We start from the raw sequence: 15,993 nt of genomic DNA, 5'->3' as shown, positions 1-15,993 counted from the left end.
AATACAGCGCCGGGCTGCGTGGCAGCTTCAGCCAGCAAGCCCTGCAGCAGTTACTGGTCCTGCGGCCTGCAAGCCATGCCGCAGGACGGCGGTTACCGCCTGATCCCGGCCAACCGCTGCCATTGGGTGCTGTGGCACTGGACCCGACCAACGTGACCGGCACTGCCAGCCTCGGCGAGCAGACCGAAAACGGCATCACCGTGGTGGCGGCAACGGCACTGCTGGATTCTGGGGCTGCTTTGCAGCCCATCGCGACACAAGGCCGCGCCTACAAGAGATCCCATTTTCCCTGTAGGCGCGGCCTTGTGTCGCGAAAGGGGCGCACAGCGCCCCCGGCGATCTCAGTTTGTTACGCCGCAACCTGCCCCCCCGCTGCCACCACCCGCCCACGCCAGGCAAACAGCAACACCATCACCAACCCCAGTGCCGCCATCGCGGCGCCCGCCAGGGAAATCGCCGGGTAGCCCAGCCCTGCGTTGATCACTGCGCCACCCAGCGCGGCGCCAATCGCATTGCCCAGGTTGAACGCACCGATGTTCACCGCCGAGGCCAGGTTGGGCGCATCCTTGGCTGCCTCCATCACGCGCATCTGCAACGGCGGCACCAAGGCAAAACTGGCCGCGCCCCAGAGCAGAATCGCCACGGCTGTCGGCAGCGGCCAGTCGAGCACCAGCGGGAACACCAGCAGCACGGCAATCAACAACGCCAACGACAGGATCAGGGTACGGTCGATCGAGCGGTCTGCCGCCTTGCCCCCCCACACATTGCCCAAGGTCAGGCCAACACCGAACAACACCAGCATGGCTGTCACGAACGTGGTGGATGCGGCCGCCTCACTCTGCAGGATCGGCGCAATGTAGGTGAACACCGTAAACATCGCACTGGAACCCACCACCGTCAGCAGCAAAGCTGCCAGCACCGGGCCGCGGCCCAGCACACGGATTTCAGCCATGGCCCCGTCGCCTTTGGGCGACGGCACCGGGCCGCGGCCCAGCACACGGATTTCAGCCATGGCCCCGTCGCCTTTGGGCGACGGCACATTGGGCAGCGCGTACCAGAGGGTGGTCATCGCCACCAGGCCAAGCCCGGCGATACCCCAGAAGGCTGTGCGCCAGCCCAGCATTTCACCGAACCAGGTCGCCAGCGGCACGCCGCCGATGGTGGCCAGGGTCAAGCCCATGAACATCGCCGCCACCGCCCCGGCACGCTTCTCGGGTGGTACCACGCTGGCTGCGACAATCGAGCCGATGCCGAAGAAAGCACCGTGGTTCAGTGAGGTGACAACGCGGGCCACCAACAGGCTGGCGTAGTCGCTGGCCAGGGCCGACATCAGGTTGCCCAGTGTGAAAATGGCCATCAGCCCGATCAGCAGATAACGCCGCGGGATCTTCACCGTGGCCAGGGTCATCAGCGGTGCGCCGATCAGCACGCCGATGGCATAGGCGCTGACCAGCAGCCCGGCAGCAGGGATGGAAACGCCAAGGTCAGTGGCGATACTGGGCAACATGCCCATGGGGGCGAACTCGGTGACACCGATGCCAAAGGCACCGATGGCGAGTGCGACAAGAGGTGGATTGATACGCATGGCAAGCTCCTTATCTATGCCGCAAATGCTACGATCTGTTTCAAAAGCGCACTAGACTGCTTTTTTGCTAACCACCTTTGCGCACGAGGCACAAATGGACTTCAGTGGAAGATCCGGCGAGATGGAGATATTTGCCAGGGTGGCGCAAGAAGGCAGCTTGTCGGCTGCCGCGCGGGCACTGAACCTGACGCCTTCTGCGGTCAGCCGTATCCTCGCCCGCACCGAACAGCGCCTGGGCACCCGCCTGCTGCTGCGCACCACACGGGCAATCACCCTCACTCCCGAGGGTGAGGCGTACCTGCGCGGTGCACGGCGGGTGCTGGCCGACATGCTCGAAGTGGAAGAAGCCATCACCGACCAGGGGGTGCCGCGCGGGCGCTTGCGGGTGAGCGCCGCACTGGGCCACGCCCGGTTGACCGTAGTGCCGCTGCTGGCGGCCTTCAGCGCCCGCTATCCGCAAGTGCTGGTTGACCTTACCCTCAGTGACGAAGTGGCCGACATTCTCGGTGGCCAGGCCGACGTGGCATTACGCTTCGGGCACCTGCCGGACAGCTCGTTGAGCGCCCGCGCCATTGGCGAAACCGGCCAGGTGGTGGTCGCCTCACCCGAATACCTGCAACGCTGCGGTACCCCGCTTGAGCCTGAAGACTTGGCCCGGCACAACTGCCTGCGCTTCAATTTCCGCCGCGCGGCGCCCGACTGGCCGTTCCGCCGCGACGGGCAGGCGTTCTCGTTGAAGGTGACGGGGAATATCGAATGCAGCAGCGGCGAAGCCTTGGCGCAACTGGCCAGGCTTGGTGCCGGCGTGGCACGCATCGGTACCTTCACGGTGGTCGATGACTTGGCCAGCGGGCGGCTGGTGCCATTGCTGGAGGCGTACAACCCTGACGACCGCGAGCCGATCCATGCGGTGTTCGTTGGCGGGCCGGCCATGCCGGCGCGGGTCCGGGTGTTCGTGGATTTTCTGATAGAGCACTTGTCGGGCGGCCTGCGCACCCCCTTGTAGAACGTCTTCCGGGCTACGCGTTGGGAGCGGCCTGGTGTCACGACAGGGTGCATGAGCCGGTCGTGGTGCGCTGCGACCACAGTCTGACCTGACGTTGATATCTACAGTTGGGTTATCTTCGACGCTTCACTGTACGGCCAGGGCCAGACCACCATGCGCATTGTCATTCCCGACGACTACCAGGATGTGATCCGCACGCTCGACTGCTTCGCCAAACTGAGCGGGCACGCTGTCAGCGTGCTTCATGAATGCCAACCCGCCACGCCAGAGCAACTTGCAGCACGCTTTGCCGACGCCGACGCACTGGTACTCACCCGCGAACGTACCCGCATCGACGCCGCCTTGCTCGACCACCTGCCTGACCTCAAGCTGATCAGCCAGACCGGCAAGGTGTCCAGCCACCTGGACCTGGCAGCGTGCACGGCGCGGGGCATAGCCGTAACCGAGGGGCGTGGCTCGCCGGTGGCGCCTGCGGAACTTGCCTGGGCGCTTATCCTGAATGCCCGTCGGCAGCTGGTACCGGCCATCGATGCCTTGCGCCAAGGCCATTGGCAGGTCAACCTGGGGCAGGCGCTGGCCGGCCAGCTGCTGGGCATTTGGGGTTACGGCAAGATCGGCCAGCGCCTGGCGCGTTACGCACAGGCATTCGACATGCACGTGCTGGTGTGGGGCAGCGACAGCAGCCGCGCCGCAGCCCAGGCTGATGGCCACCGCGCAGCCGCCTCGCGTGAGGCATTTTTTGCTGAAGCGGACATTGTCAGCCTGAACCTGCGCCTGTCGGCACAGTCGCGCCACGGGGTCACCTTCCGCGACTTGTCCAGCATGAAGCCCGATGCCCTGCTGGTCAACGTCAGCCGCGCAGAACTGATTGCCCCAGGGGCATTGCTGCAGGCACTGGATGCCGGGCGGCCGGGTTACGCGGCAGTGGATGTTTTCGAAGAGGAGCCGGTGCTCGACCCCGCCCATCCGCTGCTGCGCCACCCTCGTGTACTCAGTACACCGCACCTGGGGTATGTGGAGAAGAACGGTTACGAGCTGTACTTTGGCGACGCCTTCGACAATGTGCTGGCGTTTTTCGAAGGAACGCCAAAGAACGTTGCCAACCCCGAGGTGCTGGCGGCTCGGCGCTGAGCCCTGTGGGCGCGGGCATGCCCGCGATGGGCCGCATAGCAGCCCCAGTCATTACGTATGGACTGCACGCGCCCATTGGGCATGTGCCTTCAAGTTGCGTTCAACCGAACAGGTTCAGCCCCAGCGCAAAAACGGCCACCGCCAGCGCTACCAATGGCACAGCATTGCGCTCCAGGTACGCCGCCCAGCCAGGGCCGGCCAGCTGCTGCAATTGCAGCTCGCATTCACGCTGGCGCTCAGCCAGGCTGGCCAGACGCGCCTCGACGCTGTCAACTCGCTGAGCCTGGGTGCTGGTGGCCAGCGCTAGCCGCTTCAACGCCGTAGTCACAGTGGTGGACAACGCGTCCCGTGCCAGGTTGCTCGCGGCCAGTTGCTCCTGGTACTGCTCAAGGCTCTTGCGAATCGCCCCTTCCTTCTGCACGCGGGCCAGGGTACTTGCCACCAGTTTCCGGTTCTGCGCCTCGCCACTGGCCTGCAGCGCAGCCAGTTCGAGTGCATGCTGGGCCTGCACACTTTCAAGGCGCTCCACCTCTTGCCTGCAGAAAGCATGGCCCTCGGCCGGCGCCGGCAGGTCGTCGAGCTGTTGCTTGGGTTCGTATGGCTGGTTCATCAATTTCTGTCCGGATACAGCGGTAAAGGGCGGAAAGCTATCAAATTGGCATCACTGAATCCACCGGCCAACGAGAGAATTGAGCAGTTGATCAGGTAACGAGGGCACCGCAGGCCTGGGGGCTTTCGTCGCTGCGCAGGCGTACACTTCCCTTCAGCACAGGTTCAGGAGTTGCTCAATGCCCTACCCCATCGAACAGAAACTGGTCATTGGCGTTGCCTCGAGTGCGCTGTTCGACCTCACCGTCTCGGACGACATCTACAAGACCCAGGGGGTCGAGGCGTACCGCCATCACCAGCAGCAGAACCTGGACGAGCCATTCCCCAAAGGCGTGGCGTTCCCGTTCATCCGCCGCTTCCTGAGCATCAACCAGGCCTTTCCCCATCAACTGCCGGTAGAAGTGGTGCTGCTTTCGCGCAACTCCCCGGAAACCGGCCTGCGGGTGTTTCGTTCGATCAACCACTATCAGCTGGACATCACCCGCGCAGCGTTCATGTCGGGTCGCTCGCCCTACGAGTACATCCCGGCATTCAATGCCTCGCTGTTTCTCAGTGCCAACGAGGAAGACGTGCAGAAAGCCATCGATGCCAACTACCCGGCCGGGCGGGTGCTGCCGACGCGCATCTACGATGACGAGATCGACACTGAATTGCGGGTGGCCTTCGACTTCGATGGTGTGATTGCCGACGACGAGGCGGAAAGCGTGTACAAGCGCAACGACAACCTGGACGATTTTCAAGAGCACGAGCGCGTGCACAAGGGCATTCCACATTCGCCCGGGCCGTTGGCGGACTTGTACCGCAAGCTGTCGCTGATACGCATGCTGGAGGACCGCAAGCTGGCCGAGGACCCGGCGTACAAGCGGATCTTGCGGATTGCCATTGTGACAGCGCGCAATGCGCCCTCACATGAGCGGGTGGTGACGACGTTGAAGGATTGGGGGGTGTCGCCGGATGAGTGCTTCTTTCTCGGTGGGATGGAGAAACCCAGGGTGCTGTCGATTCTCAAGCCGCATGTCTTCTTTGACGACCAGCGCAGTCACCTGCAGTCGCCGGCAGGTGATTTGCCGATGGTGCATGTGCCGTTCGGGGTGGCGAACAGGGAGCGTTCAACGACGCGCTCCCCGCTCGACACGCCTGTGCAGGAGCAGGACGACACCGGCGTTGCCGGTGCCATCCAGCCTGTCTAGCGAGCAACTTCCTCGACCGGGGTATTGACGGCCGGGCGGCTACGCTGCCCCAGCAACGCACGCGCCGCCAATGCCGCTACTACAAGGCCAGGTGACGCTGCCAGCAGCAGACCACCTACACCGGCCCCGGCCGCCAAAATCTGCCCTGCAGCCAATGGCCCGGCCATCGACCCCAGGCGCCCTACAGCCACCGAAGCCCCCACGCCGGTCGCACGCACGTGGGTCGAATACAACGTCGGCGCAAGTGCATACAGCACCAGCTGGCCACCGATGGCGCAATAGCCTGCGGTAAATCCTGCCAGCAGCATCAGGCCGAAGCTGGTCGACAACCCAAGGCCTGCCAACGAAGCGAGCATGCCAGCATACGCAATGAAAACGGCCCGCCCCGCCAAGCCTCGGTCCATCATTCGCCCGGTGAGGAACGAGCCTGCTGCGCCCCCCAGGTTGAACAGTATCTGCACCGCACCTGCCTGAGGACGGCTGTAGCCCTGCCCGATCAGTAGCGACGGCAACCAGTTGAGCAGCATGTACAGCACGGTTAGCGTGAAAAAGCACGCCACCCACAGCAACAGGGTACGGCTTACCTGCCCCGGGCCGAACAGCTGGGCCAGCATGCCGTTGCCGCCGGTGCTGGCAGCAGGCTGGCCACGGAACGCCTGGGACTCCTTCAGCCACACCATCAGCACAAAGGCAATCGCAATGGGGGCGATACCGCCCACGTAGAACACCGCCCTCCAGTCCTCGCCCAGGCCGGCCATGCCGATGACCGACGCGATCGCCCCTCCCAAGGGCACGCCGCAATAGGTGACGCTCACCGCCGTGCTGCGCAGGCGCTGCGGCGCGGCCTCGCTGGCCAGGGCAATCAGGATCGGCAAGGCTGCCCCCAATCCCAACCCGGTCATCAGGCGCGCGATCAGCAACGAGGTGTATGTATCAGCGTGGGCGGTACCCAGCGAGAAGCCGCCGAACAGCAGCACCGCCACGATCAGGATTGCCTTGCGGCCCAGGCGGTCGGCCAGCCAGCCGCCAATGAACGCCCCCGGCAACAGCCCCAGCAGCCCGGCACTGAATACCCAGCCAAGCATGGCGGGCGTCAGCGCGAATGCCTTGGCCATGTGCGGTGCAGCAACCCCGGTGGCCTGAAGGTCCAGCCCTTCCAGCAGCGCCACCAGAAAACACAGGCCGATGGTAAGCACCGGCTTGCTTGAAGATGAGGATGAATCACTCATGTATGGCCCCTTTTGTTGTTATGGGTCGGGAAGTCAAAGCCTGAACGTGGCACGCAAGGAAACGAACGACGAGTCTTCGCCACCGGCTTCCTTGATGGCGGAACCTACGTCGTAGTACTTCATGTCGAGATCCAGCGTGAGGTTGGGCGTCGCCAGCCATCGGGTGTTGGCGCGGTAGATGGTGCCCACATGCCGGCCGGTGCCGCGGGTGTTGGCCAGCATGCTCATGCCAGGCATGTACACGCCATCCTCTTCGCGCTGCTTCCAGACTTCGAGCACGCCTTGTTCGAAGCGCACCGTGCGCCAGGGCGAGAAGCCGAACGTAGGCCCGACCACGATCACGTTGCTCAAGGTGGTCAGGCTGGCCTCACCGTAAACGCCGTTTCGCGGGAACAGCGGGTCGAAGGTGCCGACCTTGCCGTCGCCGGGGTCGCTATCACCGCTGGCGGCGTCGGCACGCATGCCCAGGCGCGGCTGCCAGGGGTGGTCGAAGGTGTAACCACTGTCGCTCGACACTGCCCAGGCACGGATCGAGGCGCCGCCCAGGTGGCCGCCCTGCCCGGCCAGGTTCCAGCTCCAGTCCAAGGCCTGATAGCGGCCAAACAGGCGCGTGCCGTAGGTGTAGCGCTGTTCGTCCCCAGCCTCGCCGGCCAGGCTGCGGTCATCGGTTTGCAGGCCGAACGCGAACAAATCCATGTTCCATACGGCCGTCAGCGGCAGGGTGCCGTACAGACCGTAAAACTTCACCGCGTTGTTACTGCCATCGTCCCAGCTGTCTTCACCTGTTTTCAACGGCCTGACGGCAAAGGCATCGAGCTTGCGCCCGTCCTTGAGGTTGAGGCTGGCACGCACGCCATAGAAGCTCAAGCGCAGGTTGGGCACATCACGGTAGGTGACGAACACCTGGTCGCCGAAGGCCATCTCCTGGCGTCCGACCCGCGTCGTATAGCGCCCCGCAGCAAAATCGTGATTGAAGTCGATGAATGCCTGGCGGATTTCATTTCGACCTTCGTCATTAGGTGAGTACAGGTCTTTGCCGAATGCACGGGTGTTCTCGACCTGCACGAAGGTGCGCAGGGCGTCATCAAACAGGTGCAGGTCAGCATGCGCTTGCAAGCGCTGCAACAAATAGGAATCGTCGTTCAGGCCACGCAAGCCGAAGAAGGGCTTGTTCAGTACGTCGGCGCGATAACGCGCCTCAGCCCCCAGTTGCAGCCAGGCCGACTCGGACAAACGATGGTAGCGCAGCCCATCGAACGGGTCGCCGGCCTTGGCGGGGTCATCCAGAAAACGGTAGTCCTCGACCCAGCGCGGGGCGCCAGGCCTGCCTGGCCGGCTGTCTTCAAGCGGACTGGCCGCTTGCACGCACTGGCACAGCGAAAGCAGCACAACGGGCACCAACGCCCGGTTCAACGACCTCGTCATCAGAATTTCCCTTTACTTGTTTTTATAAAATTGGATAACTCTGTTAACGATTATTTTTGTTAATCATCTTGCCGTCAATAGCCAATCGACTGCCCGCAAGAGGCAGGCGGCATTGAGCGTTCGCTGATCGAACGCTTATGCACGCAGGTGCTGCGATATGGCGCCATTGATGGCTACTATTGGCCTTGCGCGCTGTCTGCTACGCGGTCATACGCGTCTAAACACTCATTAAAACAACAAGAGCACCTACATGAACTGCCTCAAACCCCTTGCTGCCCTCGGCCTGCTGATGCTTGGCGCAAGCCAAAGCCTGGCTGCGCCAACCGTTAAGCAACCAAACATTCTGCTGATTGTTGCCGATGACCTCGGCTTTTCCGACTTGTCTGCGCTTGGAAGCGAAATCCAGACCCCGCATCTGGACCAGCTACTGGCCGACGGCCGCCTGATGCTGGACTTTCATGCCGCGCCCAGTTGCTCCCCCACCCGCGCAATGCTGATGTCGGGCAACGACCCGCACATTGCCGGGCTGGGCATGATGGCCGAAGCACGCAAACGGCTGCCCTCGGGTTCCGAAGTGCGCGCAGGCTACGAAGGCGTGCTCGGGGCCAACGTCGCCACCTTGGCCGAACTGCTGCACGATGCCGGGTACCGCACCTACATATCTGGCAAATGGCACCTGGGCATGCAGCCCGCTCAGCAGCCGCAAAATCGCGGTTTCGACCAGGCCTACGTGCTGCTGGAAGGGGGCGCTGCGCACTTCAAGCAAGCCAACATGGACTTGCAGTCGAACTACAGCGCAACGTTCCAGCACAACGGCAAACCCATCGAACTGCCCGACGACTTCTACTCAAGCACCTGGTTCACTGACCGCCTGATTTCCGCCATCGACGAAGGCAAGGCCAGCCAAAAACCCTTCTTCGCCTTCGCCGCCTACACCGCGCCACACTGGCCCTTGCAGGCGCCAGACAAATACCTGGCGCAGTACCGCGGCCGCTACGATCAGGGTTACGAGGCCATTGCCCACGCACGCCTGGAGCGCCAGCGCAAAGCCGGGCTGGTGCCGGCGGACTTCCCGCGCCAAGCGCAACTGGAGGGCGTGCCGAGCTGGGCATCACTGACCGTTGAGCAGCAACGCCAGTCAGCGCGCACCATGGAGGTGTACGCAGCCATGGTCGCCGCACTGGATGCCGAAGTCGGTCGGCTGGTAGATCACCTGCGCAAGGCCGGCGAGCTGGATAACACGCTGATCCTGTTCATGTCCGACAACGGGCCGGAAAACGCTACCCGCGTCGACCCGAACTGGATCAAGCAGCATTTTGACAACAACCTGGACAACTACGGCAAACCTGCCTCGTTCCTGATGATCGGCCCGGCCTGGGCCCAGGTCAGCGCCCTGCCCAGCCGTCGCTACAAGATGACGACCTACCAAGGCGGCATCCGCGTGCCCGCCTTTGTCTATTACCCGGCAACGATCAAGCCTGGGCGCAGCGAAGAACTGGCCAGCGTCAGAGACATCATGCCCACCCTGCTGCAACTGGCGGGTGCGCCCATGCCCGGCATCAAATACCGGGAACGCGATATCGTGCCGCCGCAAGGCACCTCGGCGTTGGCCTACCTGCAGGGCCAGGACACGCGAATTCATGCCGAGGACGAAGCCCTGGGCTGGGAAATCAACGGCAGCGCCTCGTTGCGCAAAGGCCCGATGAAACTGCTGTGGGATGCCACCGATGGCAAGCCGGCCTGGCACCTGTACGACCTGGGCAAAGACCCCGGTGAGCACCACGACATCGCTGCCGATCACCCCGAGCAGGTCGCCAGCATGCTGCGCGACTGGAAAGCGTATGCGCAGCGCAGCAATATCGCTATCGACGCCGATGGCCACCCCGCAAGCCCCGCCAAACCGGCCACCCCGACCGTGGCCAGCAAGCCATGATTGCCCGAGTAGCCGGCTGCGCACTGGTCGCCGCCGGCCTGCTCGCCGTGGGCTACAGCGCCTGGCCAGAAGCCCCGGCGCCGGTGCTGCTGTGCAACGGCTACAGTGGCCTGCCCGCAGCACGCCAGGGCGCCTGGCGTGACGGCCTGGTGCGCGTGCCAGGCGGCACGTTCAGCTTTGGCTCGGACCGCTTCTACGACGAAGAAGGCCCGCCCCATACGGCTAGCGTGGCGGATTTCTGGATCGATGTGCATCCGGTCACCAACGCCCAGTTCGAACGCTTCGTAGCCGCTACCGGTTACCTCACCCATGCCGAGCGGGGCATCAGCTTCAAGGACGACCCCACCCTGCCCGAGCACCTGCGGGTGCCTGGCGCGATGGTATTCCAGCAAGGGCCGGACGTGCTCAGCCCTGGCTGGCAATTCATGCCTGGGGCGAGCTGGCGTCACCCGCAAGGCCCGGGCAGCAGCTTGGCGGGGCTGGAAAACCACCCGGTGGTGCAGGTGGCGCTTGAAGATGCCCAGGCGTATGCCCACTGGGCCGGGCGCACGCTACCCACCGAGGCCCAGCTGGAATACGCCATGCGCGGAGGCTTGCAGGATGCCGACTTCAGCTGGGGCAAAACGGAACTGCCCAAAGGCCGGATCATGGCCAATACCTGGCAGGGCCAGTTTCCTTATCACAACGCGGCAGCCGACGGCTTCACCGGTACTTCACCGGTGGGCTGCTTTCCGGCCAACCGCTTTGGCCTGTTCGATGCCGGGGGCAATGTGTGGGAACTGACCCGAACGGGCTATCGTCCTGGCCACGACCCACAGCGTGACGCCGCCCTCGACCCGCCAGGCCCCACCCTGGACCAAAGCTTCGACCCCGCCGAACCTGGGGTGAAAGTGGCCGTGATCAAGGGCGGTTCGCACCTGTGCTCGGCAGACCGGTGCATGCGCTACCGGCCCTCGGCGCGGCAACCGCAGCCGGTGTTCATGGCGACCTCACACGTAGGGTTCAGAACGGTTGGTGAATAAACGGCAAAGGTGCTGCGGCCGCGTCGATGGCCGCCACCTGCCGGTCGAAATCGGGCAACAGGTAGTCGAAGAAGTAACGGGCACTTTCCTGCTTTTCCAGGCGCTGCGGCGCGTCGACAGGCAGCGCCTGGATGCAGCGGCACGTGCGGGCCCAGGCATAGGCCTGCAAGGCTGTACCGCAAAGTTGCAGAAAATCGCCCGCAGCCCGGTACGGGTACTCGGGGTCGTCTGCTGCGCTGAGCTGCACCTTGGCAAGCACCATTTCCAGCGTGTCGCAAACCCTGCGCAACGCATCGCCCTCCTCGCCCGCACCCGTTTCCTGCCGCAGCTCGACCAGCAGCAGCGCAAAGCCTTCGCCCCCATCCCCCAGCACCTTTCGCAGCAGCAAATCGTTGGCCTGCACTTCATTGGTGCCTTCGTAGATCATCGCAATGCGGCTGTCGCGCAGCGTTTGCTCGATGGCGAACTCGCAGGTGTAGCCATAGCCGCCGAACACCTGCAGCGCCTTGCTGGCCAGGTTGAAACCGAGGTCGGTGAACACGGCCTTGATGATGGGCGTCAACAGCGCTGCCAGCTTCGAGGCCTTCGCCCGTTGTGCGAGGTCAGCTGATGCATCGGCAATATCCAGCCAGTGCGCTGCCCAGTAGCCCAGGGCCCGCATGCCTTCGGTGCGCACACGCAGCTCCAGCAAGATGCGGCGCATGGCAGGGTGCAGGTGAATGGGGTCGGCAGCGCCCTTGACCTGCCCCGGTGCATTCATCTGCCGGCGCTCCCAGGCGTACGCGCTGGCGTACTGCCAAGCCGCCTGGGCATGCGCCAGCCCCTGCAGGCCGACATGCAGCCTGGCCGAGTTCATCATCACGAACATGGCGGCCAGGCCACCGTGCGCCTGCCCCACCAGCCAGCCGCTGGCCCCTTCGAAACGCAGCGCGCAGGTGGCGCTGCCGCGAATGCCCAGCTTGTGCTCAAGGCCATCGCAGTACACGGCATTGCGCTGGCCATCGTCCAGCCATTTCGGCACCAGCAGCAGCGACAAACCACGGCTGCCCGCTGGCGCATCCGTTAGCCGCGCCAGCACCAGATGCACGATGTCGTGTGTCAGGTCGTGGTCGCCGCCAGAAATGAACAACTTGTTGCCGGTGACGGCGTAGCGGCCGTCGCCCATGGGTTCAGCGCGACAACGTAGCAAGCCGAGGTCACTGCCGGCCTGAGGCTCGGTCAGGCACATGGTCGGCAGTGTCTCGCCGCTGACGATGCCCGGCAGATAGCGCGCCTGCAGTTCGTCAGACGCATGGGTTTTCAGGCACAGGTAGGCGCCATGGGCGATGCCGGTGTACATGGCCCAGGCGTGATTGCTGGCGAACAGCATCTCCTGCAAGGCAGCATCCAGCACCTGGGGCAGCCCTTGCCCGCCGAGTTCCGGGGCACAGGCCAGCGCCGGCCAACCACCCTCGACATAGGCTCGATAGGCCGCCGCAAAACCCTCCGGCGTGCGTACATCACCGTCGTCCAGGCGGCAGCCTTGGCGATCGCCCGGTGCATTCAGCGGGGCCAGCACCTGTTCACTGAAGCGGGCGGCCTCTTCCAGCACCTGAGTGGCCAGGTCGAGATCGATATCTGCATAGGGAGGCATTGCCTGCCAGGCCTGCTCGGCCCGCAGCCAGTGTTGCAGCACGAATTGCATGTCCGCCAATGGCGCCTTCCAGGGCATGGGCTACCTCGCGTTCAAGCCGTGAATTGGGGGTTTTCGATCAGCAGCGCCATGCCTTGGCCGCCACCGATGCAGGCGGCTGCGATCCCGTAGCGCAGGCCGTCCCGGCGCAGTTGCCGAGCCAGGGTGTGCACCAGCCGCAGGCCGGTGGCGGCCAAAGGGTGGCCCAGGGCGATGGCACCACCATGAACGTTGAGCTTTTCCACATCGAGCTGCAGCGCCCGGGCCACGGCCAGCACCTGGGCAGCCTGGGCCTCGTTGATTTCGAAACGGTCGATCTGCGCCAGGCGCAGGCCGCTGCGTTCCAGCAGCAGCGCGATGGCTGGGGCAGGCCCGATGCCCATGGTGTGCGGCGACACACCAACCGCCGTGGCCATCAGCAAGCGCGCCAACGGCAGCCGGGTACAGGCTGAGTAGCGCGCCACCACAGCTGCGGCAGCGCCATCGACTACTGCACAACTGTTGCCCGCCGTTTGTACGCCGTCACGGTGCACCGCACGCAGCCGGGCCAACGCTGCAGCATCCGTCGTGCGTGGGTGGCTGTCCCGGCTGATTTCGCTTACCCCACGGGGCAGCTCGATCCCGCGTGGCAAGCAGCCTTCAATATCGAATGCCTCAGCCGTGACACCGACGATCTCCTCATCGAACCAGCCCTGCTGCTGGGCGCGCAAGGCGCGCTGGTGGCTGCGCAAGGCCCAGGCATCCACGCATTCACGGTGCAAGCCGTACTCACGCGCCAGGTTGTCAGCAGTACCGATCATATCCACCCCGGCAGCGGGGTCGTACAGCGCTTCCCAGAGGAAGTCCTTGAAGCCGACCGGCGCACCCAGCCGAAAACCGTTTCGATGTTCGTAGGCCGCAACCGGGTTGCGCGACATCGACTCGGCGCCCACGCACAGCACCTGCTGGGCGCCACTGCGCAGCTGCTCGCCGGCCTGGCGCAACAGTTCAAGGCCGGTGCCGCAGATACGTTGCACCGCCAGCGCCGGGACGGCCTGAGGCACGCCGCAGTACAAGCCCACATGGCGCGGCAGGAAGTAGGCATCGAAACTGGCCTGGGCCATGCTGCCGGCGAGCACGCTGTCCACCGCCTGCGGGGCAATACCTGCCCGAGCCAGCACCGCACGCCCGGCCTTGATCCCCAGGTCGATGGGCGACACAGCGGACAGTGCGCCGCCCAGGTCTACCCAGGGGGTACGCACCATGCCCACAATGGCTGCGTCATCGAACGCTGTACACAGGCCGGCACTGCTCATGACCGACCCTGTGCGTGCAGCTGGGTCGGGCCTTCACCGCGGTACAACGCATCTACCTGCACGGCCCGCCGCTGCAGCACCGCACGCTGGTTGATCGAACCCTTGTCGGTGATTTCGCCCGCGTCGATCGACGGCGGCTCTTCGAGCAGCGCCAGCCACTCGATGCGGCTGGCGTTGCCCTGGGCGTCACGGTTCAGGCGCGCCAGCCACGCGGCAAACCAGTGGCGTACCGTTTCGCAGCCCAGCACCTCGGCATCACTGGCATCGGCCGCCAGGCCAGCAAGTGCCCGGCACTCGGGCAAACGCGGGAACACCAGCAACCCCAGGCACTCGCGGTCCGGCGCGGTTACCACGATGTCCTGCACATAGGGCGAGCCTTCCAGTACCGCTCGGTTACGCAGCGGGCCGACACTGACGAATACCCCGGACGATAACTTGAAGTCCTCGGCGATACGGCCATCGAACATCAGCCCCTGCTCGGGCTGCTGCAGGTCGGCCAGTTTCAGCGCATCGCCAGAGCAGTAGAAGCCCTCCTCGTCAAAGGCTTCGGCGGTTTGCTGCGGCGAACGCCAGTACCCCGGCATGATGTGCGGGCCACGGAAGCGCGCCTCCAGCTTGTCGGCCTGGGGTACCAGCTTCACTTCGCAACCCGGCGCCGGCAGCCCCACATAACCGGCCATCGATAACGGCCCGGTGGTGAAGGTGCAGGACGGCGCCGCTTCGGTCATGCCCAGGCCAGCCATCATGCGGATGCGCTCGCCACAGTGCTGCTCGGCGATGCGGTCCAGGCGGTCCCATACGCTTTGCGACAGGCCCGCGGCGGCGAAGAAGAACAGCTTGATGCGGGCGAAGAACACGTCACGCAACTGGGCGTCCTGTTCCAGTGCCTTGGCCAGCTCTTCCCAGCCCTTGGGTACGGTCAGGTAGGCTGTTGGCGAGATTTCGCGCAGGTTGCGCAAGGTTTCGCCGAAGCCTTGCGGGGTGGGTTTGCCCGCGTCCAGGTAAAAACTGCCACCGTTGTACAGTACGATGCCAAGGTTGTGGCTGCCGCCAAAGGTGTGGTTCCAGGGTAGCCAGTCCACCAGCACCGGCGGCTCTTCAGCAAACACCGGAAAGGTCTGCAGCAACATCTGCTGATTGGCGCAGAGCATGCGCTGGGTGGTGATCACTGCCTTGGGCAGTTTGGTGGAGCCCGACGTGAAGAGGAACTTGGCGATGGTGTCGGGCCCGGTGGCGGCAAACGCTGCATCGCCAGCAGCGGTGTCGCACGGTTGCAGCAGGCTGTCGAAGCTCAAGTGCCCACGCCCCGGCGCTTCGCCGCGCATGCTGACCACGGGTACCGACGCATCAAGCACGGCATCGAAGGCGCGCAAAAACGGCTGAGTATCGGTGGTGAACACCAGGCCGGGGGTCAACACCTGGCACACATGCCGCAGCTTGGCAAAGTCCTGCGACAGCAGCGCATAGGCCGGCGACACCGGGCAATACGGGATGCCGGCATACATGGCGCCCAGCGCAATCTGCAGATGCTCGATGTCATTGCCGGAAAACAGCGCCAACGGCCGCTCGGCGCTCAGGCCAAAGCCCAGCAGGTGGGTGGCGATGGTGCGCACCTGGCTGAGCATTTGCGCATAGGTGATCTCGCGCCAGGCGCCGTCAGGCTCACGCGCGGCAATAAAAACTGTATCGGGGCGCATCTGCGCCCAGTGCAGCAGCCGGTCGAGCAAGCGCGCAGGCAGCGGCGCCAGCGGCTCGACCGGCTGCATGCGCAGGATGCCGTCGGCTTCACTGACCTGCACCTGAGGGTGCCCGATGGACACCTGCCGGTAGGGCGTGCATTGGCCAGGGTCGGACGACCGTAAGCGGGCTTCGGTATTCACGCAGGTTGCTCCTTGT

General features: G+C 64.5%; 13 protein-coding genes. 6 read left to right on the top strand and 7 right to left on the bottom strand.

The window, feature by feature from the left end:
- The first annotated feature begins 18 nt into the window (after positions 1-18).
- Complete coding sequence (locus J3A71_RS12485; protein WP_157754405.1) at positions 19-156, top strand: hypothetical protein; 138 nt, start codon at positions 19-21, stop codon at positions 154-156.
- 193 nt (positions 157-349) lie between these two features.
- Here J3A71_RS12485 and J3A71_RS12480 read toward each other — a convergent pair whose 3' ends face one another.
- Positions 350-1,585 carry an MFS transporter gene (locus tag J3A71_RS12480; protein WP_096426234.1) on the bottom strand — a complete coding sequence of 412 codons (1,236 nt, stop codon included), beginning with the start codon at positions 1,583-1,585 and terminating at the stop codon, positions 350-352.
- Between the two features lie 94 nt (positions 1,586-1,679).
- Here J3A71_RS12480 and J3A71_RS12475 point away from each other — a divergent pair, with 94 nt between their 5' ends.
- On the top strand, positions 1,680-2,591 hold the full coding sequence (locus J3A71_RS12475; protein ID WP_096426235.1) for a LysR family transcriptional regulator: 912 nt from the start codon (positions 1,680-1,682) through the stop codon (positions 2,589-2,591).
- A 153-nt stretch (positions 2,592-2,744) separates the two neighbouring features.
- On the top strand, positions 2,745-3,722 hold the full coding sequence (locus J3A71_RS12470) for a D-2-hydroxyacid dehydrogenase family protein (RefSeq protein ID WP_016487692.1): 978 nt from the start codon (positions 2,745-2,747) through the stop codon (positions 3,720-3,722).
- A 100-nt stretch (positions 3,723-3,822) separates the two neighbouring features.
- Here J3A71_RS12470 and J3A71_RS12465 read toward each other — a convergent pair whose 3' ends face one another.
- Positions 3,823-4,332 carry a hypothetical protein gene (locus tag J3A71_RS12465; protein ID WP_016487693.1) on the bottom strand — a complete coding sequence of 170 codons (510 nt, stop codon included), beginning with the start codon at positions 4,330-4,332 and terminating at the stop codon, positions 3,823-3,825.
- A gap of 178 nt (positions 4,333-4,510) precedes the next feature.
- Between J3A71_RS12465 and J3A71_RS12460 the strand changes: the two genes are divergently transcribed.
- Positions 4,511-5,521 carry a 5'-nucleotidase gene (locus J3A71_RS12460; protein WP_096426236.1) on the top strand — a complete coding sequence of 337 codons (1,011 nt, stop codon included), beginning with the start codon at positions 4,511-4,513 and terminating at the stop codon, positions 5,519-5,521.
- Here J3A71_RS12460 and mhpT read toward each other — a convergent pair.
- Both mhpT and J3A71_RS12450 read right to left on the bottom strand, forming a co-directional pair.
- Positions 5,518-6,750 (bottom strand): 3-(3-hydroxy-phenyl)propionate transporter MhpT, encoded by a 1,233-nt coding sequence (gene mhpT, locus J3A71_RS12455; RefSeq protein WP_209952943.1) that lies wholly within the window; start codon positions 6,748-6,750, stop codon positions 5,518-5,520. The genes J3A71_RS12460 and mhpT overlap by 4 nt on opposite strands.
- 33 nt (positions 6,751-6,783) lie before the next feature.
- The gene (locus tag J3A71_RS12450; RefSeq protein WP_096426237.1) at positions 6,784-8,175 is read right to left on the bottom strand and encodes an alginate export family protein; all 1,392 of its coding nucleotides are present in this window, start codon (positions 8,173-8,175) and stop codon (positions 6,784-6,786) included.
- A gap of 250 nt (positions 8,176-8,425) precedes the next feature.
- On the opposite strand from J3A71_RS12450, the gene J3A71_RS12445 reads away from it, so the two are divergent.
- Both J3A71_RS12445 and J3A71_RS12440 read left to right on the top strand, forming a co-directional pair.
- Positions 8,426-10,108, top strand: coding sequence for an arylsulfatase (locus tag J3A71_RS12445; protein ID WP_096426238.1), 1,683 nt, complete (start codon positions 8,426-8,428; stop codon positions 10,106-10,108).
- The gene (locus J3A71_RS12440; protein ID WP_095115522.1) at positions 10,105-11,130 is read left to right on the top strand and encodes a formylglycine-generating enzyme family protein; all 1,026 of its coding nucleotides are present in this window, start codon (positions 10,105-10,107) and stop codon (positions 11,128-11,130) included. The genes J3A71_RS12445 and J3A71_RS12440 overlap by 4 nt, the downstream gene beginning before the upstream one ends.
- Here the strand turns inward: J3A71_RS12440 and J3A71_RS12435 are convergent.
- Genes J3A71_RS12435 through J3A71_RS12425 form a run of 3 tightly spaced genes read right to left on the bottom strand, consistent with a single transcriptional unit; the run spans position 11,111 to position 15,977 of the window.
- A complete protein-coding gene (locus tag J3A71_RS12435) occupies positions 11,111-12,841 on the bottom strand; it encodes an acyl-CoA dehydrogenase (protein WP_096426239.1) in 1,731 nt (576 codons plus the stop codon). The two genes, J3A71_RS12440 and J3A71_RS12435, sit on opposite strands and share 20 nt — an antisense overlap.
- A gap of 14 nt (positions 12,842-12,855) precedes the next feature.
- Complete coding sequence (locus tag J3A71_RS12430) at positions 12,856-14,097, bottom strand: thiolase family protein (RefSeq protein ID WP_070086379.1); 1,242 nt, start codon at positions 14,095-14,097, stop codon at positions 12,856-12,858.
- The gene (locus J3A71_RS12425) at positions 14,094-15,977 is read right to left on the bottom strand and encodes a feruloyl-CoA synthase (protein ID WP_016487701.1); all 1,884 of its coding nucleotides are present in this window, start codon (positions 15,975-15,977) and stop codon (positions 14,094-14,096) included. The genes J3A71_RS12430 and J3A71_RS12425 overlap by 4 nt, the downstream gene beginning before the upstream one ends.
- Between the last annotated feature and the right edge of the window lie 16 nt (positions 15,978-15,993).

It is taken from the genome of Pseudomonas sp. PvP089 (genome assembly GCF_017875165.1).
Lineage (GTDB): Bacteria > Pseudomonadota > Gammaproteobacteria > Pseudomonadales > Pseudomonadaceae > Aquipseudomonas > Aquipseudomonas fortuita.
Note: the sequence above shows the minus strand (reverse complement) of the source record. Positions and strands in the feature narration are given on the sequence as shown.

Excerpts from the sequence above, each read along its gene's own strand:
- J3A71_RS12445 (WP_096426238.1), top strand. The coding sequence starts at position 8,426 with ATGAACTGCCTCAAACCCCTTGCTGCCCTCGGCCTGCTGATGCTTGGC.
- J3A71_RS12440 (WP_095115522.1), top strand. The coding sequence starts at position 10,105 with ATGATTGCCCGAGTAGCCGGCTGCGCACTGGTCGCCGCCGGCCTGCTC.
- J3A71_RS12460 (WP_096426236.1), top strand. The coding sequence starts at position 4,511 with ATGCCCTACCCCATCGAACAGAAACTGGTCATTGGCGTTGCCTCGAGT.
- J3A71_RS12465 (WP_016487693.1), bottom strand. The coding sequence starts at position 4,332 with ATGAACCAGCCATACGAACCCAAGCAACAGCTCGACGACCTGCCGGCG.
- J3A71_RS12435 (WP_096426239.1), bottom strand. The coding sequence starts at position 12,841 with ATGCCCTGGAAGGCGCCATTGGCGGACATGCAATTCGTGCTGCAACAC.
- J3A71_RS12430 (WP_070086379.1), bottom strand. The coding sequence starts at position 14,097 with ATGAGCAGTGCCGGCCTGTGTACAGCGTTCGATGACGCAGCCATTGTG.
- mhpT (WP_209952943.1), bottom strand. The coding sequence starts at position 6,750 with ATGAGTGATTCATCCTCATCTTCAAGCAAGCCGGTGCTTACCATCGGC.
- J3A71_RS12480 (WP_096426234.1), bottom strand. The coding sequence starts at position 1,585 with ATGCGTATCAATCCACCTCTTGTCGCACTCGCCATCGGTGCCTTTGGC.
- J3A71_RS12450 (WP_096426237.1), bottom strand. The coding sequence starts at position 8,175 with ATGACGAGGTCGTTGAACCGGGCGTTGGTGCCCGTTGTGCTGCTTTCG.
- J3A71_RS12475 (WP_096426235.1), top strand. The coding sequence starts at position 1,680 with ATGGACTTCAGTGGAAGATCCGGCGAGATGGAGATATTTGCCAGGGTG.
- J3A71_RS12470 (WP_016487692.1), top strand. The coding sequence starts at position 2,745 with ATGCGCATTGTCATTCCCGACGACTACCAGGATGTGATCCGCACGCTC.